Origin of the sequence: Pseudomonas sp. B35(2017), from assembly GCF_002113645.1 — a bacterium.
Lineage (GTDB): Bacteria > Pseudomonadota > Gammaproteobacteria > Pseudomonadales > Pseudomonadaceae > Aquipseudomonas > Aquipseudomonas ekonensis.
Genome location: NZ_NEIZ01000011.1, coordinates 167,342 through 185,440, shown reverse-complemented (window position 1 = coordinate 185,440; position 18,099 = coordinate 167,342). Strand labels below are relative to the sequence as shown.

Here is an 18,099-nt window from a genome sequence, read left to right as displayed (position 1 = left end):
GTGGGCTTCTTCAAGGAGGTGAAGGCCTCGCGGTTCGCCTGGCTCGACACCTGGTTCTACTCGCCGCTGTGCACGGTGTTGGGGGCGGGGTTGCTGGCGATGGGGCCGGCGAAGACACCCCGTCTCCCGAGGTCAGCCCTCGCTCTCACCCCGCCGGCTGCTCACCTCCGCGGGCACATCGTCCCCGGCCATGCGCTTGCGGAACAGCGCCGCCCGTGCCAGCAGCAAGGTCGTCACCGGCACGGTGATCGCCAGCAGGATCGGAATCAGCCAGGCGTGCACCACCGGCCCTTCGCTGAACGCGGAAAAACACAGGATCGACGCCAGCGCCACGCACCACGAACCCAGCGTCGAGGCCAGGGCCGGCGGGTGCATGCGCTGGAAGTAATCCTTCATGCGCAGCAGCCCCAAGGCGCCGATCAACGCAAAGGTGCCGCCCAGCACCAGCAGGATCGCCACCGGGATTTCCACCCACAAAGACAATGGCGCGTTCATTCGATCACCTCGCCCCGCAGCAGGAATTTGGCCAGCGCGAACGAGCCGACGAAGCCGAACAGCGCGATCAGCAGCGCCGCCTCGAAGTACGTGTCGCTGGAGTAGCGGATGCCCAGGGTCAGCATCATCAGCATGGCGACGATGTACAGGTAATCCAGCGCCAGGACCCGGTCCTGGGCCGACGGCCCCCTGAACAGGCGCACCAGGGTCAGCACCATCGCCAGGGAAAACAGGAACAGCGTGAGCAGGATCGCGTTCGACAGCAACGGGCTCATTCGAAAATCTCCATCAGCGGCCGCTCGTAAGTGGTCTTGAAGTGCTGGATGAACTGCGCTTCGTCGTCCAGGTCCCAGACGTGCATCAGCAAAATGCTGCGGTCCAGCGCCAGCTCCGACCATACCGTGCCGGGCACCACCGTGGTGATCATCGACAGCGCCGCCAGGCCGTTGGCGTCGCGCAGATCCAGCGGCACCTTGACGAAGCGCGAGCGGGGCGGCCGGCGGCCGGCGTTGAGCACGCCCCAGGCCACAGCCAGGTTGGAGTGGATCACGTCCCGCCCGACCAGCAGGAACAGGCGCAGGATGGTGCCCGGACGGCGGATGCGGATCCGCTGCGGGCGCAGCTTGCGCATCATCAGCGGCGCGGCGAACCCCAGCACGGCGCCGAGCAGCAGGTTGCCGGGGCTGACCGACTGGTTCAGCGCAAGCCACAGCAGCCACAGCGCCAGCGACAGCCAGGGGGCAGGGAACAGACGCTTCATGGGTGGGCCTCCTGCAGTGCGGCCTTGGCTTCGGGGCTCGGCACGGCGCGGGTGCCGAGCACGGCCATGACGTATTGCTGCGGGTTGTTCAGGGCATCGGCGGCGGCTTCGGTGTAGCGCAGCAGTGGCTCGGCCTTGAAGGTCAGGGCGATGCTCAGGCCCAGCAGCAAGAGGATCGGCGTGCATTCGAGCTTGCGCAGCACCGGCGACGGGCGCTCCTCAGGCGACCAGAAGCGCTGGATGCCCAGCCGCGAGAAGGCCATCAGCGAAGCCAGCCCCGACAGGATCAGCAGCGCCAGCAACGACCACGCGGCCGGCGACACCGGCTCGCCGGCACCCAGGCCCAACGGGTTGAGCAGGGCGCCGATCAGGCTGAGCTTGCCGATGAACCCGGACAGCGGCGGCATGCCGACGATCAGCAACGCGCAGGCGATGAAGCTCAGGCCCAGGAACGCCATGGTCCAGGGAATCACCTGGCCGACCACGGCCTGCTGGTCGTCGTCCAGGTTGGTGCCCTTGACCGGCGCGGCGGCCTCCTGCGGGCGCGGCAGCAGTTCGTTTTCGTCTTCCAGCGGCACTTCGCTGGCGGTGCGCGAACGCTCGATCAGTTCGGCCAGCAGGAACAGCGCGCTCAGCGCCAGGGTCGAGCTGACCAGATAGAACAGCGCCGCCGCCACCAGGTTCGGCTGGGCGAAACCGGTGGCGGACAGCAGGATTCCCGCCGACACCAGGATGCTCAGGCTGGCCATGCGCTCCAGGCGCTGGGCGGCGATGATCGCGATCCCGGCGCAGACGATGGTGGCCATGCCGCCGTAGATCAGCCAATCGCCGGCAAAGTACGCCGACGCCCCGGCCTGGCCGGAGAACAGCAGCGTCCACAGGCGCAGCAGGGTGTAGACGCCGACCTTGGTCATGATCGCGAACATCGCCGCCACCGGCGCGCTGGCCGAGGAGTAGGCCGGCACCAGCCAGAAGTTCAAAGGCCACATGCCGGCCTTGGCCAGGAACGCCACCGCCAGGATGCCCGCGCCGGCATGCAGCAGGCCACGGTCGGCCTCCGGCACCAGCGGAATCTTCAGCGCCAGGTCAGCCATGTTCAGCGTGCCGGTGACGCCGTAGATCAGCGCCGCGCCGATCAGGAACAGCGACGAGGCCAGCAGGTTGATCGAGATGTAATGCAGCCCCGACGACACCCGCGCCCGGCCGGAACCGTGCAGCATCAGGCCGTAGGAGGCGGCGAGCAGCACCTCGAAGAACACGAACAGGTTGAACAGGTCGGCGGTCAGGAACGCGCCGTACAGGCCCATCAGCTGGATCTGGAACAGGGCGTGGAAGCTCGACCCGGCGCCGTCCCAGCGGGCCATGGCGTAGAGCAGGGCGCTGACGCCGATGATCCCGGTGAGCACCAGCATCAGCGCCGACAACCGGTCCACCACCAGCACCAGGCCGAACGGCACCTGCCAGTTGCCCGGCAGGTACACGCCGATGGAGCCGGGCACGCCGGTGGTCTGGGTCCAGGCCAGCAGCGCCAGGGCGATCCCCAGGCCGGCGAGGCTGGAGGCCAGGTTGAGCTTGGCCTTAAGCGGCCGGTGCCGCTCGCCCAGCATCAGCATGATGGCGGCGGTCAAGAGCGGCAGCAGGATCGGCGCGGCGATCAGATGAGTCATCGCCATCATTCCTTAGGCTCCCGGCCGTCCACGTGGTCGGTGCCGGTGAGGCCCCGGGACGCCAGCAGTACAACGAGGAACAGCGCGGTCATGGCGAAACTGATGACGATCGCCGTCAGCACCAGCGCCTGGGGCAGCGGGTCGGTGTAGTGCAGAAGATCCTGGGGCACGCCGTCCTTGATGATCGGCTCCTTGCCGATGAACAGGCTGCCCATGCTGAAGATGAACAGGTTGACGCCGTAGGACAGCAGGCACAGGCCCATGACCACCTGGAACGTGCGCGGACGCAGGATCAGCCAGACGCCGGAGGCGGCGAGCACACCGATGGCGATTGCGATGACTTCTTCCATCAGACGGCTCCTTTGGCGGCGGCGGTTTTATGGCCCCGCACCGATTGGTGGGCGAGGGCGGTGAGGATCAGCAGGGTCGAGCCGACCACCACCGCATACACGCCGATGTCGAAGAACAGCGCGCTGGCGATATGCAGGTCGCCCAGCAACGGCACATTGAAATGCCAGGTGTGGGTGGTCATGAACGGATAGCCGGCGGCCATCGCCCCCAGCCCCGTGACCGTGGCGAACAGCAGCCCGGTGCCCATCCAGCGCAGCGGCCGCAGGCTCATCTGCGCCTCGACCCACTGGGTGCCGGCGACCATGTATTGCAGGATGAACGCCACCGACATCACCAGCCCGGCGACGAAACCGCCGCCCGGCTGGTTGTGCCCGCGCATGAACAGGTAGAACGACACCACCAGCGCGATCGGCAGCAGCAGGCGCACCAGCACCGCCGGCACCATCATGAAGCCCAGCGCGGTGTCGCTGGCCGAGCGCGGGTTGACCAGGTCGGTGACCACGTCCGGCGCCAGCAGGCGCTGCTGGGCCGGCAATTGCAGGCTTTCCTTCGGCGGGCGGAACCGGCGCAGCAGGGCGTACACGGTCAGGGCCACGGCCACCAGCACGGTGATTTCGCCCAGGGTGTCGAAGCCGCGGAAGTCCACCAGCATCACGTTGACCACGTTGCTGCCGCCGCCCTCGGGCAGGGCGCGGCTGAGGTAGAACGACGAGATGTCGTTGGGGGTCTGGCGGGTCAGCATCGCGTAGGCCAGCAGCGCCATGCCGCCGCCGACGGCCACCGACAGCAGCAGGTCGCGCACCCGCCGCACCCGCGCCTTGCGCAGGCTGTTGGGTAGCGGCGAGACCTCTTCGATCCGCCGGGGCAGCCAGCGCAGGCCGAGCAGGATCAGCACGGTGGTCACCACTTCCACCACCAGTTGCGTCAAGGCCAGGTCCGGCGCGGAGAACCAGACGAAGGTCACGCAGGTCATCAGGCCGCAGACGCTGACCATGGTCAGGGCCGCGAGACGGTGATACTTGGCCTGCCACGCGGCGCCCAGGGCGCAGGCGATCGCCAGCAGCCACAGGGTGACGAACACGATGGAGCCCGGGATCTTCGGCCGGTCGCCCCAGCTCAGGCTGCTGTGCAGCATCGGGATCAGGCCGGCCAGCACCGCCGCCAGCACCATCAGGAACAATTGCGCCTGCAGGCGCTTGGTGCCGATCCGCCGCTCCAGCCGCCGGGCCAGGCGCATCATCGCCACCAGGCTGCGCTCGAACAGGCGCTTGCCGTTGAAGCGGCCCACCAGCGGCGGGAAGCTGAAGCGCCCGCGCTTGAGCTGGTTGCGCAGCAGCAGGTACACCACGATGCCGCCGGACATGGCGATCAGGCTCATGATCATCGGCGCGTTGAGGCCGTGCCAGATCGCCAGGCTGTATTGAGGGAGCGTGCCGCCGACCACGGGTGTGGCCGCCGCAGCCAGCAGCGGGCCGACCACCTGGGCCGGGAAAATCCCCACCACCAGGCAGGTCAGCACCAGCAGCTCCACCGGCGCACGCATCCAGCGTGGCGGCTCGTGCGGGGTGTGCGGCAGGTCGGTGGCGGTCGGGCCGAAGAACACATCCACGGTGAAGCGCAGGGAATAGGCGACGCTGAAGGTGCCGGCGATGGTCGCGACGACCGGCAGCGTGGCTTCGACCCAGGCGGTGGCGTTGATGAACACCGTTTCGGCGAAGAACATTTCCTTGGACAGGAAGCCGTTTAGCAGCGGCACGCCGGCCATCGACGCGCTGGCCACCATCGCCAGGGTGGCGGTGAACGGGATCAGTCTGAACAGGCCGTTGAGCTTGCGGATGTCGCGGGTGCCGCTTTCGTGGTCGATGATCCCGGCGGCCATGAACAGCGAGGCCTTGAACGTGGCGTGGTTGAGGATGTGGAACACCGCGGCCACGGCGGCCAGCGGACTGTTGAGGCCCAGCAGCAGGGTGATCAGGCCCAGGTGGCTGATGGTCGAGTAGGCCAGCAGGCCCTTGAGGTCGTTCTGGAACATGGCGCAGTACGCGCCCAGCAGCAGCGTGGCGGCGCCGGCGCCGCTGACGATGTAGAACCATTCTTCGCTGCCGGACAACGACGGCCACAGCCGCGCCAGCAAGAACACCCCGGCCTTGACCATGGTCGCCGAGTGCAGGTAGGCCGAAACCGGTGTGGGCGCCGCCATGGCGTGGGGCAGCCAGAAGTGGAAGGGGAACTGGGCGCTCTTGCTCAGGGCGCCGATGAGGATCAGGGGAAGCAGAACGGGGTAGAGGGCATGTGCGCGGATCAGGTCGCCGGCGGCCAGGACCTTGTCCAGGTCATAGCTGCCCACGACATGGCCGAGGATGAGCACCCCCGCCAGCAGGCACAATCCGCCTGCACCGGTGACCATCAGCGCCATGTACGCGCCGCGCCGGGCGTCGTGGCGGTGGTGCCAGTAGCCGATCAGCAGGAACGAGAACAGGCTGGTCAGTTCCCAGAAGAACACGATCTGGATCAGGTTGCCGGAGATCACCAGCCCGAGCATCGCGCCCATGAACGCCAGGAAAAACGCGAAGAAGCGCGGCACCGGGTCGTCCGGCGACATGTAGTAGCGGGCATACAGGGAGACCAGCGTGCCGATGCCCAGCACCAGCAGCGAGAACAGCCAGGCGAAACCGTCCAGGCGCAGGACGAAGTTCAGGCCCAGGCTGGGCAGCCACATGAACTCCTCGCGGATCACGCCGCCGTCGGCGATCTGCGGGTACAGCAGCGCCACCTGAACGGTGCCGATCAGGGCGATCAGACCGGCCAGCAGGGATTCGGCGTTTCGTGCGTTGTGCGGCAGCACCGCGGCCAGACAGCTGCCCAGAAAAGGCAGAAGCAGTAGAACTATCAGGGACATAGGCTTCTAATCTGCGGAAGTTTGTGAAGCATCATACGTGCCAGTTCCCCGATCACCAAACGCCAGGATGTCTCAGAATCCTACAAGGTAGTCGGAAATTTCCTGCTTCACATGGTTTCAGGGAGCGTGATGGCGCCGGTGATGGCCTCTGCGTCGGATCGCTGGCCTCATCGCTGGCAAGTCGAGTCAGGCAACAGAGATGTCGGCAGTGCCGGCCTCATCGCTTGCAAGCCAGCTCCCACAGGTTTTGGTGGCGTACGTGGATCTTGTGGACACCCGGGATACCTGTGGGAGCCAGCTTGCTGGCGATGGCGCCGGGTCAGGCGCCGCCGCCCTCGATGATTCAACCCTGGATCTCACGCTCCAGGGCGGCGTCGGCCTCGGCGCCCTTGGCCTTGGTCTTCAGTTCGCTGACGATCACCGCCGCCACGATCAACCCCGCGCCCACCAGGGCAATCGCCGGCAGGCGTTCCCCGGCGATCCGCCCGGCGATGCCGGCCCACACCGGCTCGCCGGCATAGATCAGGGTGGCGCGGGTCGGCGACACGCTCTTCTGCGCCCAGTTCATCGCCACCTGGATCGCCGCGCTCATCGCCCCCAGCCCCAGGGCGGTGGACACCAGCAGCCACGAGAAAGAAGGAATCGCCTCACCGGTCGGCACCACCATCAGGAACGCCAGCACCGACGTCACCGCCAGTTGCACCACCGTCACTCGGCGCACATCGACCTGGCCGGCATAGGTGCTGATGAGGATGATTTCCGCCGCGATCGCGATGGCGCTGATCAGCGTGGCGATTTCGCCGGGGCTGAAGTTCAGCGACGCCCCGGACGGCCCCGACAGCAGCATCAGGCCGGTGAACGCGAGCATGATCCCGATGCTCGGCATCAGCCCGGGCCGGCGGCCCAGCACCAGCCATTGCAGCAGTGGCACGAACGGCACGTAGAGCGCCGTGATGAACGCCGACTGACTGCTGGGGATGCTTTGCAGGCCCACGGTCTGCAAGCCGTAGCCGAGCATGATCGCCACGCCGATGAAGGCGCCGGCGCGCAGTTCGAACAAGGTCAGGTCGCGCAGGTGCTTCCACGAAAACAGCGCCACGATGCTGGCCGCCGCCGCGAAGCGCAGGCCGACGAAGAACATCGGGCCGCTGACGGTCATCGCATGCTGCACCAGCAGGAACGTGCCGCCCCAGAGCATGGTGATCAGCACCAGCACGGCTTCGGCCTTGCTGAACCGGGGGAGACGCGGGGAAGTGTGGGGGGAATTGAGCGACATCATGACCTTGCACGCTAGGAGGAGGGGAACGCACAATGCGCCCAACGTTGCGCAGTATACTGCCCAACCCCACCGAGTGAGCAATATAGTGCACAAAGATTCCCCTCCGCGGACGTCCGTCCTCCAGCATGTCAGCCAGAACGTGCGGCGCCTGCGTCATGCCATCGACATGAGCCAGGCCACCCTGGCGGAGCAGTCCGGGGTCAGCCGGCGCATGCTGGTGGCCATCGAGGCCGGCGAGAACAATGTCAGCCTGACCACCCTGGACCGCATCGCCGAAGCCCTCGACGTGGCGTTCAGCGACCTGATCCAGGCGCCGGACAACCGCGACCCGGGCCGCATCAACGAACTGGCCTGGGCCGGCAACATTCCCGGCAGCAAGGCCGTGCTGCTGTCCAAGGCCACCGCCACCCGCGCGGTGGAGCAATGGGAGTGGTGCCTGCAACCGGGCGAGGTGTACCCCTCGCAACCGGACGCCGAGGGCTGGAGCGAGCAGATCTTCGTCTTCGAAGGCTGCCTGACCCTGATGCTGGGCGACCGCCCGCAGCGGATCGCCGCCGGCGAGTTCTTCATGTTCGCCAGCAACCAGCCCCACGGCTACCGTAACGACGGCGACGTGGCGGCGCGCTTCGTGCGCAACGTGGTGATCTGAGCGGCAGGACATTCCCCGGCCGATCCCTTAAGGTGGCATGACCTCAACGACGGAGCGGTGAAGCGGATGACACACCCCGAACACGGACAGGCGACTTCCCCGACCCGTCAGGCTGACATCGTGATCATCGGCGGCGGCCTCAGCGGCGCGCTGCTGGCGGCGCAGCTGCTGCGCCTGCCGGGCCGGCGGCGGATCCTGGTGGTCGAGCCTCGGCCTGAACTCGGTCGCGGCGAGGCCTACAGCGCGGTGGAGCTGGGGCACACGCTCAACGGCAACGCGGCGCGCATGAGCGTGGATCCGGACAACGCCGATGATCTGACCCAATGGCTCACCACTCACATCGCCGACGGCGGCTGGCCGGAGTCGGGGCGGCAATCGGTGCCGGTCAGCGAGCTGTTTCCGCCACGGGGCCTGTTCGGCGTGTACGTGCAGCAACGTCTGGCCGAAGCGCAACAGGCGGGCGCGTCGCACGGCTCGACCGTCGAGCATGTGCGGGCGGAGGCGGTGGACGTGCAGGTCGAGGCCGGCTCGGTGCGCGTCGCCTTGAGCGATGGCCAATGCCTGCAAGGTGCCCGTGCTGTCATCGCCACCGGCCTGTTCCCCGCCGCCCGTACACCGCAGACCCACTCCAGCGGGCTGAACGCCGCAGCGCTCGACCCCTGGGACGTCGCCGCGATGCGCCGGCTCGATCCCCACGCCACGGTGCTGATCATCGGTTCCGGCCTGACCATGGTCGACGCGGTGGTGTCCCTGGAGCAGGCCGGGCACCGTGGGCCGATCAAGGTGTTCTCGCGCCACGGCCTTCTGCCCCATGTACGCCGCCAGCCGCCGGTCTGGGTGGACTTTCTTGCCGAAGACCCCGGTATCCGCAGCCCTCGCCAATTGCTGCGGGCGGTGCGCCGGCAGTGCCGCGATGCCATCGCCCAAGGCATCGACTGGCAGGCGCCGCTGGACACGGTGCGGGCGCACATCGGCCGCTTGTGGAGCCAGGCTACCGACGGCCAGCGCCGGCAGTTCGTGCGCCATGTGCGGCCGTGGTGGGAAAGCCATCACCACCGTTCGCCGCCGTTGAGCGCCGAGGTGGTCGAGCGCCTGCAGCGTGAAGGGCGGCTGAGCATTCAGGCCGCCTCCTATAAAGGGCTGGAGGCGATGTCCGAGGGCGGGGTGAGCATTTGCCTGCGTCGCCGGGGCGAGGCGGACACGTGTTGGGTGTCGGGGCAGGCGCTGATCAACTCCAGCGGCATCGAGTACGACTGGCGCCGGGTGGCGCGTCCGCTGCCCAGGCAACTGCTGGCGCGCGGGCTGGTGCGGCCGGGACCGTTGGCGCTGGGGATCGCTGCGGCGGCGGATGGCGCGGTGGTGGATGCGCAGGGGCAAGCGTCAGCGCGGCTGTTCGCCATGGGGCCGCCGTTGCGCGGGATGTGGTGGGAGAGCACGGCGGTCACCGATGTGGCGGCGCAGGCCAAGGCGTTGGCGGCGAGGTTGGCAGGACTTTAGCCTGGAGTCGTTCTGGCCTGCCTCATCGCGGGCAAGCCCGCTCCCACAGGTATCCAGTCGTTCTCGAATCTTGCATACGCTACGCAACGTGTGGGAGCGGGCTTGCCCCGGGCGGTGATCCGGCGATGAGGCCCCACAGGCCACCGCAAAAGCAAGCTCGGTTCAGCGCGGCAAGCTGTCCACCAACCAACGCTGGCGCATTTCCTCCAGTCGGCCATCGGCGCGCAAGGCGTCGAGCGCCTGTTGCCAGCGGGCGACCTGGCGGGGGTCGGTCTGGCGGGAGAAGGCGATGTAGGTGTCCTGCTTCATCAGCGGCATCTGGTACTGCAGGCGGCCTGGCTCCATGCCCTGCTCGCGGGCCAACGTGGCGCTGGACAGGGTGTCGGAGACCACGAAGTCGGTCCGCCCCAGGCTGAACAGGCGCATCATCTGCTCCGGGGTCTCCACGCCGTAGAGGTTGTTCAGGTCCTGCTTTTGCAGATAGCTGTAGGCCAGCCATTTGCGCGGCACGGTGATCCGCCCCAAGTGGTCGGCTTCGCGCAGGCTGCGCACCGGTTTCTGCAGGTTCTCGTGGGCATAGAGCGCGGTCTCGACCTCCACCAGCGGCCCCACCCATTGGTAACGGTCGTCGCGCTCGTTGGTGCGCAATACGGTGAACACACCGGTGTCCGGCGAGTCGCTGGCCATGCGCAATGCCCGCAGCAGCGGCACCTGCTGCAGGTGGATGTGGTCGCCGGTCTGCTGCGCGAGGGCCTGCACCACGTCCACGCCGAAGCCCACCAGGCGGTCGCCTTCCTGAAAGTGCAGAGGCGGATGGTTGTCGGTGAGCAGGCGCAGCTCCGCCGCGTGGGCCGTCAGGGCCAGCAATGACAGCAGACAGGCGGCGAGGCGTTTCATGGATCGTCCCTGAAAAATCAAACGCGCAGCTTAGTACGGGCGCGGGCTGCCTGTCCCGCGCAATCAGCGGGGCTTTTGCGTCAGAGAGCAAGGCTTATCGGTAGTGGCGGGTTGCTATGGCGTCCTGGCCGACGCCATCGCCGGCGGGGATCAGGATTCGGCGAGCATCTCCACCGCGTAGGAGAACACGTAGCCTTCGTTGCGCACGGTCTTGATGTAGGTCGGCTCGCGGGAGTCGTCCAGCAGGCGCTGGCGCAGCCGGCTGACCAGCAGATCGATGGAACGGTCGAACAGATCGGCTTCCCGGCCCTGGGTCAGGTTGAGCAACTGGTCGCGGCTGAGCACCCGTTGCGGGTGGTCGAGGAACACCCGCAGCAGGCGGTATTCGGCGCCGCTCAGGGCGACCAGGGTGTCGTCCTCGTCGAGCAGGTGGCGGGCGGTGGTGTCCAGGCGCCAGCGGCCGAACGCCAGCAGGCGGCCGGTTTCGGTGATCAGCAGGTTGGGCGGCAGCATCCGCGTGCGGCGCAGCACGGCGTTGATCCGCGCCAGCAGTTCGCGGGCGGCGAAGGGTTTGGTCAGGTAGTCGTCGGCGCCCATCTCAAGGCCCAGGATGCGGTCGGTCTGGTCGTCCCGGGCGGTGAGCATCAGGATCGGCGTGGCCTTGTGCTTGCCGGCGCGCAGTTCGCGGCACAGCACCAGGCCGTCGTCGCCGGGCAGCATGAGGTCGAGCACGATCAGGTCGGCGGTGTTGGCGGCCAGAAAGCTGCGCATCTGCCGGCCGTCGGCGACCACGGTGGTGCGCAGGCCGTTCTTGGTCAGGTAATTGCCGACCAGCTCGCGGATCTCGCGGTCGTCGTCGACGATCAGGATGTGGTTGATGTGGTCCATGGCTGGCGCTCTTGTTGTTGGTTTGTCCGGATCTTCATTGCCCTGATCCGGCGGTGTCTAAGCTGATGCTTTCGCCAGCAGGCTGGCTCCCGCAGGGGAACGGCGGCGAATGCGCAATCGGTGGTCGCTGCAGAACGGTGTGGGGGCGAGCCTGCCCGCGATGACGGTGGGCCAGCCACCCGCAAGGGTGACTGACACGGCTCGCTCCCACAGGTTCAGCCTGTCAGGACACGACCTGGTAGCACGGCACGTACGCGGCGCCGCCCGGCAGTTTCATCCGGTGCTGGGCGACGAAGGCTTTGAGCAGCAGGTCCAGCGGCTGCATGATCGCGGCGTCGCCGTGGATCCGGTACGGCCCGTGTTCCTCGATCAGGCGGATGCCCTTGTCCTTGACGTTGCCGGCGACGATCCCGGAAAACGCCCGGCGCAGGTTGGCCGCCAGTTCGTGGGGCGGCTGGTCGCGGTGGAGCTTGAGGTTGGCCATGTTTTCATGGGTCGGGTCGAACGGGCGCTGGAAGCCCTCGTCGATCTTCAGCAGCCAGTTGAAGTGGAACGCGTCGTTGCGCTCGCGGCGGAACTGCTTCACGGCCTTGAGGCCCTGGGTCATCTGCCGGGCGACTTCGGCCGGGTCGTCGATGATGATCTGGTAATGCCCCTTGGCCGCTTCGCCCAGGGTGGCGGTGACGAAGGCGTCCAGTTGCTGCAGGTACGGCGCGGCGTGCTTGGGTCCTGTGAGGATGACCGGGAACGGCAGGCCTTCGTTGTCCGGGTGCATCAGGATGCCCAGCAGGTACAGGAACTCTTCGGCGGTGCCGGCGCCGCCGGGGAAGATGATGATGCCGTGGCCGACGCGCACGAAGGCTTCGAGGCGCTTTTCGATGTCCGGCAGGATCACCAGTTCGTTGACGATCGGGTTCGGCGCCTCGGCGGCGATGATGCCGGGCTCGGTCAGGCCCAGGTAGCGGCCGCCGTGGATGCGCTGCTTGGCGTGGGCGATGGTCGCGCCCTTCATCGGGCCTTTCATCACGCCCGGGCCGCAGCCGGTGCAGATGTCGAGGCTGCGCAGGCCCAGCTCATGGCCGACCTTCTTGGTGTACTTGTATTCGTCGGTGTTGATCGAGTGGCCGCCCCAGCACACGACGATTTTCGGCTCGACGCCCGGCCGCAGGGTGCGCGCGTTGCGCAGCAGGTGGAAGACGTAGTCGCTGATGCCCTGAGAAGTGCTCAGGTCGATGCTCAGGGCATCGAGTTCGTTTTCCGTGTAGACGATGTCGCGCAGGGCGCTGAACAGCATCTCGCGGGTGCTGGCGATCATTTCGCCGTCGACGAAGGCGTCGGCGGGAGCGTTCAGCAGTTCCAGGCGCACGCCGCGGTCTTGCTGGTGAATGCGGATCTCGAAGTCCTTGTAGGCTTCCAGGATGGTCTTGGCGTTGTCGACATGGGCGCCGGTGTTGAGGATGGCCAGGGCGCACTGGCGGAAGAGGGTGTAGGTGCTGCCGGATCCGGCTTGGCTCAGTTGCTGGACTTCACGTTGGGAAAGGGTTTCCAGGCTGCCTTTGGGGCTGACCGAGGCATTGATGACGTGTCGTTGGGTCATGCGGTGATCCTTAAAACGATGCCGTTGCGGTGAAGCGGGCCAACGGCATCCGAATGGTGTGTATCCATGAATGAATGTGGCACGGATTGCGTGGTGTCGCCATGTCCCCGTCGGACGGTGAAAAGATGAAAGGGCGCTCCAGCATAGCTAAATCCGCCCCGTTGGCGATAATGCGTCAGCCTCTTTTTAACCCAAGACTTGGAAGCCTGTCGCGATGTTCGAAATCCAGCCGATCGATCCTGTCACCTACCGCCGGCAGACCCGGCGCAGCACGCTGGCCATCGCGGCGCTGTTCGTGGTGCTGGCGATGTCGTTGTCCACGGCGGCGGTCGCGCTGTTCGGCGAGCCGGGCGGCGACAACCTGCGGTTCAACGTCGGCGGGGTGGTGGTCGGTTTTCTGCTGACCGCGGCGCTGCTGCGCGCTCGTTTCTGGCATCAGGCCTGGATGGCGCCGGCGGTGTACGGCTGGCGGCTCAAGCGCAGCCTGATGAGCGTCACCAATGTGATGCATCAGGTGACGGCGGCGGTGGAGCGGGATGATCCGACGGCGATGAAGGTGCTGCGCTTCTATCACCTGGGTTTGGGCCAGATGCATGAACTGGACGGCAACTCCAGCGATCATGGGCAGTTGCGGCGTGAAGCCGAGCAGCACCAGGCGCGGATGGAGGCGTTGGGGATCGACCCCGGTCAGACGCGCCTCGACCCGGCCTGGCTGCAAGCGTTGAAGCCCGCCGCCCGCTAGAACGGAATGCGCGCGGCGCGCCGCCGCTGCCACCGGCGGATCAGGCGCCCGTACACCAGCAGGTTGACCGCCAGCACCACGCTGCCCAGCGCCAGTTGGATCTGCGGGGTCAGGCCCGCCGGATAGATGATCGGCCAGACGTAATGCTCGATGAAGCCGCCGGCGTATTCGGTCTGGCCGGCGGCGTGGCGCATCAGGTTTTCCCAGTAGGTCAGCGGGCAGGTCAGGTGCAGCACTTCCACCAGCACGCCCCAGGTGGCCGCCGGCAGGTGCAGCCAAGCCACGGGCCGCCACTTGAGCGCCAGCAGGCCGCCGAACAGCACGAACAGAATGAACAGCAGATGGAACAGCACGAGGCCGTCGGCGGCGATTCGGTACAGCATGTCGTCTCCCTGACGCGGTGGTGGATGGGGCTCATGGTACGCCAGTACGGAGGGAGGGTGTCTGTGCCGCCGTCATCGCGGGCAAGTCGAATCGTCGCACCGCCGCTCCCACAGTGATCTCTGTCGTTCGCAAGTGTTGCGTACACCGCAAACGGCCTTGGGCCTGTGGTGTCCGGATTGACGTCATCGCCAGCAGGCTGGCTCCCACAGTGTTCCGGGGTGCACACACATTCCCCTGTGGGAGCCAGCCTGCTGGCGATGGCGGCCCCAAGTGCGCAAGATTGTTCAAGCCACGAACGGGCGTTCAATGGCAGAGTCGGCGGCCCTGTTTCCCGGTTGAAGAGCGTTATGTCTGACTCACTCATGCCGCGCCGTGCGTTCCTTCGCGGTGCGGCGGCGATCATGCCGTTATCCCTGGCGACCGCGCCGTGGGGCCTGCTGGCCGGCTCCATGGCGATCGAGGCCAACCTCACCCCGCTGCAAGGGCAGGGGCTGTCGACCATCGTGTTCGCCGGCGCCGCCCAGTTGGTGGCCATCGGCATGCTCAAGGGCGGTGCCGGGCTGTTTTCCATTCTGCTGACCACGGCGCTGCTGACCTCTCAGCACCTGCTGTACGGCATGAGCATGCGTTCGGTGATTTCGCCGCTGCCCGGCCGCTGGCGCCTGGGCCTGGGCTTTCTGCTCACCGACGAGCTGTTCGCCCTCACCAGCCAGCACGACCGCCAGCAGTTCAACCGTTGGTACGCCCTGGGCGTGGGTCTGACGTTCTACGTCGCCTGGAACCTCTTCACCCTCGCCGGGATCGTGCTGGGCAGCAGCATTCCGGGGCTGGAGCACCTGGGCCTGGACTTCTCCATCGCCGCGACCTTCATCGCGCTGATCACCCCGGTGGTGCGCGATGTGCCGACCGTGGTCTGCGTGGCGGTGTCGCTGTTCTGCTCGGTGCTGTTCAGTTACTGGCAGTGGGGTTCGGCGTTGGTTCTGTCGGGGCTGGCCGGGATGGCGGCGGGGTTTGTCTGCAATAAACTGTATCGGGAGCGCACGTGATGGTCTGGGCAGTGATCTTCGGCATGGGCCTGTTGGTGTTCCTCAACCGCTACGTGTTCCTGGAGCCACGCTTGCCGGTGCGCCTGAGCAGCAACGCACGGCAGTTTCTCGGGTTCGCGGTGCCGGGCATGCTGACCGCCATCTGCGGGCCGATCGTGTTCATGCCGGACAAGCAACTGAACCTGCACTGGGACAACCCCTACCTGCTCAGTTCGCTGGTGGCGGTGGGGCTGGTGATCTACACGCGCAATACGTTGCTGAGCATGCTGTTGAGCATGGCGTTCTTCTTTTTGTTGCGCTGGTGGCTGTAAGTTGCACGTCACAAAGTGTTCTACGCTTTAAGGATGATTGGCGAAAGCGAGGCGAACATGGCGAACGAGCAAAGACCTCCGGCACCCATCGATGACGATGAACCGAGCGAAGAAGAGATCGAACGGGAAAAGCACAAAGAACAGACCTGGAAACATGACGACAGCCGTGAGTTGTCCGACCGCGATCAGGAACGTCCTTTGAAACCCTGAACGGCTGAAACGAAAAAGCCCCGCATGCGCGGGGCTTTTTCGTGGGTTCAGAGATCGTCCAGCTGTGTGAAATCGGGGTGGGAAGCCCGATAGCCCAACGTCTTGTCGATCCAGGCGTTGAGCTCGTTGACCATCACCGGCGGGTGGCAGGGATAGCTTTCGAGCGTGGTGCGCAGGATGCGGTCGATATCGGGTACGTCACGCAGGTTTCGGGTCTTTATGTAGTGGCCGATAAAACAGTCGAGTTGAAAGCGCTCTGTCATGGACAGGTGAATACACTCCAGGCCGCGGGCCTGTTTGATTGCAAAATCGTCGCGCAACTTGGTTCTCTGCAAGGATGTTGAGTTTGTCGGGGATTCCTGGTCTGTTGACTCTTCGGTCAACTAAAGTGCCAATTGGAAATGCGGCGCGCATGCTATCCGTAGTGCATCTAAATGTATGTATGACGATTGAAATGTCAGACAGGCGGTTAGTTCGCTCGAACGATTGTTTCACGGTGTTGTCTCGCGGTTGATACACCCCCTGTAACGCAGGGGGACAGCACGCGAATCTCTCCTCTGAATGACGTTCCGCCCCGGGGTTTATTTAATCCGTCGGCTGAATCAATTGTGCACCCTGATTGCGGGCGTTACCGACGGCCTTATCGACCTTGTGCCATTGGAAGACGGAAGCCGGTTCGGTGTCGAACAGCAGCATCTGCTCAGCCCGTTCGGCGGGCGTGGCGGGATCCAGCCATTCGTTCACCCGCTCGGCGGGCAGCACCAGCGGGCGCCGGTCATGGATGTCGAGCAGGCCGCCTTCGCTGTCGGCGGTGATGATGACAAAGCCGTCGTCTTCCTTTGGCGGCGTGCCGGGTGTCGGAAACTGACCGATGGCCGCGCAGAAAATCGCGCCATGGTCGGCGCGACGGATCAGCCAGGGCTGTCGGCTTTTGTCGGGGCCGTCCACCCATTCGAACCAGTTGTCCACGGGCACGATCAGCCGGTGTCGCCAGATCGCCCGGAAGAACGGGCCGTGGGCGACTTTTTCCACCCGCGCGTTGATCGGCGCCGCGCGGTCCTTGGCCCAGTGCGGGCGCCAGCCCCAGCGCAGGTTGTCGGCGTGCAGGCGATGTTCGTGCTGATGGAGGATGGCCAGCGAGGTGGTGGGCGCGGCGTTGTAGCGGGCCAGCGGCGCGTCGCCGACGTGATTGATCAGCGCATCGGGAATGCTCAGGACCGCCACGAAATCGTGGATGCCCCGGTACTGCGACAGTCGTCCGCACATCCGCCGAACCTCCGGCAAACGAGATCTACAGCTTTGAGCTTAGTTGCGCGTATAAATGCAGCCAGGGGAACAGAGGCGCAGGGGCCTCGAACGGGCGCCGGAACCAAAGACGACGGCCTTGATCCAACTCCGGCCCGCTCTGGCGGGGCGCAGGGAGGCGACGGCGGCGAGGGAGTTTTGCCAATCGACAACATGACCGTCACGGTCGGGCGCAAGGCAAGACATGAAGCATTGGTTCAGGCTGTTCAGCGTAGTGGCCGTCGCCCTCGGGCTGGCCGGGTGCATCGCCGCACCCATCGAGATGACCCCGCAGACCGAGACCCGGCTCAAGGCCCAGGCGCCGGTGCGTTTTCTGCTGACCTTCGATGACGGCCCCAGCGCCTCCAGTTTCTGGAACCCGACCGCCACCGTGCTCGACAGCCTCAAGACCAACCCGGTGCAGCCGGACCTGAAGGCGGTGTTCTTCGTCCAGACCCGCGCCCCGCGGGCCGGCAACAGCGACATCGGCCGCAGCCTCATGCGCCGGGAGCACGCCGAAGGGCATGTGCTGGGCTTCCACACCGCGACCCCTTGGCACACCAACCACCGTTCGCTGGAGCCTGCGGAGCTCGAAGAGGCGCTGACCAACGGCACCGCGGACATCGCCGCCATCACCGGAGGGCCGCCGGTGCTGCTGCGTCCGCCGTTCTGGAACTACGACAAGCGCACGTTCGCCGCCTATCGGCGGCACGGCCTGAGCGTGCTGCTGACGGACCTCAGCGCCAACGACGGCAAGATCTGGGGCTTCAACGCCAGCCCCAGGCGCCGGGCGAACATGCTGCGCCAGTTGTCGGAAGTCCGCGAGCGAATCGCCCTCGGCGAATTGCCGACGGTCGACGGGGTGATACCGGTGGTGGTGACGTTCCATGACCTGAACCGCTACACCGCGCGCCATGCCCGCGAGTACCTGCAGATCCTGCTCGACAGCGCCGCCGCCACCGGTGTGCGGCTGGCGGACAAGCCGTTCTACGACGATCATGCGGCACTGGAGAAAGCGGCGCTGGCCCGCACCGTCCGTCAGAGTTCGGATCCGGTGCGCCTGCCGGGGATCTGGAACTGGATCTGGGACCGCAACGCCCACTGACGGGCGTATGCCAGGGATGTGAAACGGTTGGCATTTGC

At 66.3% G+C, this 18,099-nt stretch carries 20 protein-coding genes and 1 pseudogene; 8 read left to right on the top strand and 13 right to left on the bottom strand.

The annotated features are described in order from the left end of the window. Positions 1-102 (top strand): annotated as a pseudogene (locus CAG41_RS19010) (DUF3995 domain-containing protein); the annotation flags it as partial. Between the two features lie 30 nt (positions 103-132). On the opposite strand, the gene CAG41_RS19005 reads toward CAG41_RS19010, so the two are convergent. The 7 genes from CAG41_RS19005 to CAG41_RS18975 form a co-directional block, all read right to left on the bottom strand. After that, positions 133-495: a Na+/H+ antiporter subunit G gene (locus CAG41_RS19005; RefSeq protein WP_085586380.1), complete on the bottom strand. Its 363-nt coding sequence runs from the start codon at positions 493-495 to the stop codon at positions 133-135. Next, positions 492-770 carry a K+/H+ antiporter subunit F gene (locus CAG41_RS19000; protein WP_085586382.1) on the bottom strand — a complete coding sequence of 93 codons (279 nt, stop codon included), beginning with the start codon at positions 768-770 and terminating at the stop codon, positions 492-494. The genes CAG41_RS19005 and CAG41_RS19000 overlap by 4 nt, the downstream gene beginning before the upstream one ends. Then, the gene (locus CAG41_RS18995; protein WP_085707323.1) at positions 767-1,255 is read right to left on the bottom strand and encodes a Na+/H+ antiporter subunit E; all 489 of its coding nucleotides are present in this window, start codon (positions 1,253-1,255) and stop codon (positions 767-769) included. The genes CAG41_RS19000 and CAG41_RS18995 overlap by 4 nt, the downstream gene beginning before the upstream one ends. Then, the gene (locus CAG41_RS18990) at positions 1,252-2,931 is read right to left on the bottom strand and encodes a monovalent cation/H+ antiporter subunit D (RefSeq protein ID WP_085633236.1); all 1,680 of its coding nucleotides are present in this window, start codon (positions 2,929-2,931) and stop codon (positions 1,252-1,254) included. Before CAG41_RS18990 ends, CAG41_RS18995 begins: the two co-directional genes overlap by 4 nt. Continuing rightward, positions 2,928-3,272, bottom strand: coding sequence for a Na+/H+ antiporter subunit C (locus CAG41_RS18985; RefSeq protein WP_007986256.1), 345 nt, complete (start codon positions 3,270-3,272; stop codon positions 2,928-2,930). The genes CAG41_RS18990 and CAG41_RS18985 overlap by 4 nt, the downstream gene beginning before the upstream one ends. Continuing rightward, complete coding sequence (locus CAG41_RS18980; RefSeq protein ID WP_085586388.1) at positions 3,272-6,172, bottom strand: monovalent cation/H+ antiporter subunit A; 2,901 nt, start codon at positions 6,170-6,172, stop codon at positions 3,272-3,274. Before CAG41_RS18980 ends, CAG41_RS18985 begins: the two co-directional genes overlap by 1 nt. 343 nt (positions 6,173-6,515) lie before the next feature. Beyond that, entirely contained in the window at positions 6,516-7,451 is a 936-nt protein-coding gene (locus CAG41_RS18975) for a DMT family transporter (protein ID WP_085586390.1), read from the bottom strand. 85 nt (positions 7,452-7,536) lie between these two features. On the opposite strand from CAG41_RS18975, the gene CAG41_RS18970 reads away from it, so the two are divergent. Next, positions 7,537-8,100 (top strand): helix-turn-helix domain-containing protein, encoded by a 564-nt coding sequence (locus CAG41_RS18970; RefSeq protein ID WP_085694275.1) that lies wholly within the window; start codon positions 7,537-7,539, stop codon positions 8,098-8,100. Between the two features lie 66 nt (positions 8,101-8,166). Beyond that, positions 8,167-9,597, top strand: coding sequence for an FAD/NAD(P)-binding protein (locus tag CAG41_RS18965; protein ID WP_085707322.1), 1,431 nt, complete (start codon positions 8,167-8,169; stop codon positions 9,595-9,597). A gap of 162 nt (positions 9,598-9,759) precedes the next feature. Here CAG41_RS18965 and CAG41_RS18960 read toward each other — a convergent pair whose 3' ends face one another. The 3 genes from CAG41_RS18960 to ppnN form a co-directional block, all read right to left on the bottom strand. After that, a complete protein-coding gene (locus tag CAG41_RS18960) occupies positions 9,760-10,494 on the bottom strand; it encodes an ABC transporter substrate-binding protein (RefSeq protein ID WP_085586396.1) in 735 nt (244 codons plus the stop codon). A 150-nt stretch (positions 10,495-10,644) separates the two neighbouring features. After that, positions 10,645-11,382 (bottom strand): response regulator, encoded by a 738-nt coding sequence (locus tag CAG41_RS18955; RefSeq protein WP_085586398.1) that lies wholly within the window; start codon positions 11,380-11,382, stop codon positions 10,645-10,647. Positions 11,383-11,605: 223 nt separating this feature from the next. Continuing rightward, on the bottom strand, positions 11,606-12,979 hold the full coding sequence (ppnN, locus tag CAG41_RS18950; protein WP_085586400.1) for a nucleotide 5'-monophosphate nucleosidase PpnN: 1,374 nt from the start codon (positions 12,977-12,979) through the stop codon (positions 11,606-11,608). 214 nt (positions 12,980-13,193) lie between these two features. Between ppnN and CAG41_RS18945 the strand changes: the two genes are divergently transcribed. Next, on the top strand, positions 13,194-13,721 hold the full coding sequence (locus CAG41_RS18945) for a DUF3087 domain-containing protein (RefSeq protein WP_085707321.1): 528 nt from the start codon (positions 13,194-13,196) through the stop codon (positions 13,719-13,721). Here the strand turns inward: CAG41_RS18945 and CAG41_RS18940 are convergent. Beyond that, the gene (locus CAG41_RS18940; RefSeq protein ID WP_085633244.1) at positions 13,718-14,104 is read right to left on the bottom strand and encodes a DUF2784 domain-containing protein; all 387 of its coding nucleotides are present in this window, start codon (positions 14,102-14,104) and stop codon (positions 13,718-13,720) included. The two genes, CAG41_RS18945 and CAG41_RS18940, sit on opposite strands and share 4 nt — an antisense overlap. A 348-nt stretch (positions 14,105-14,452) precedes the next feature. On the opposite strand from CAG41_RS18940, the gene CAG41_RS18935 reads away from it, so the two are divergent. From CAG41_RS18935 to CAG41_RS28645, 3 genes are read left to right on the top strand one after another with little or no spacing between them, the layout of a single operon-like run. After that, the gene (locus CAG41_RS18935) at positions 14,453-15,151 is read left to right on the top strand and encodes an AzlC family ABC transporter permease (RefSeq protein ID WP_085586406.1); all 699 of its coding nucleotides are present in this window, start codon (positions 14,453-14,455) and stop codon (positions 15,149-15,151) included. Further along, positions 15,151-15,462 carry an AzlD domain-containing protein gene (locus tag CAG41_RS18930; RefSeq protein WP_170930293.1) on the top strand — a complete coding sequence of 104 codons (312 nt, stop codon included), beginning with the start codon at positions 15,151-15,153 and terminating at the stop codon, positions 15,460-15,462. The genes CAG41_RS18935 and CAG41_RS18930 overlap by 1 nt, the downstream gene beginning before the upstream one ends. A gap of 57 nt (positions 15,463-15,519) precedes the next feature. After that, positions 15,520-15,672, top strand: a complete 153-nt coding sequence (locus CAG41_RS28645) for a hypothetical protein (RefSeq protein WP_170930063.1) — start codon at positions 15,520-15,522, stop codon at positions 15,670-15,672. A 47-nt stretch (positions 15,673-15,719) separates the two neighbouring features. Here the strand turns inward: CAG41_RS28645 and CAG41_RS18925 are convergent, their stop codons facing one another. Then, positions 15,720-15,992, bottom strand: a complete 273-nt coding sequence (locus tag CAG41_RS18925; RefSeq protein WP_085586504.1) for a hypothetical protein — start codon at positions 15,990-15,992, stop codon at positions 15,720-15,722. 265 nt (positions 15,993-16,257) lie between these two features. Further along, on the bottom strand, positions 16,258-16,938 hold the full coding sequence (locus tag CAG41_RS18920; RefSeq protein ID WP_085586410.1) for an SOS response-associated peptidase: 681 nt from the start codon (positions 16,936-16,938) through the stop codon (positions 16,258-16,260). 223 nt (positions 16,939-17,161) lie between these two features. On the opposite strand from CAG41_RS18920, the gene CAG41_RS18915 reads away from it, so the two are divergent. Beyond that, positions 17,162-18,061, top strand: a complete 900-nt coding sequence (locus tag CAG41_RS18915) for a polysaccharide deacetylase family protein (RefSeq protein ID WP_085707320.1) — start codon at positions 17,162-17,164, stop codon at positions 18,059-18,061. Positions 18,062-18,099 lie beyond the last annotated feature (38 nt).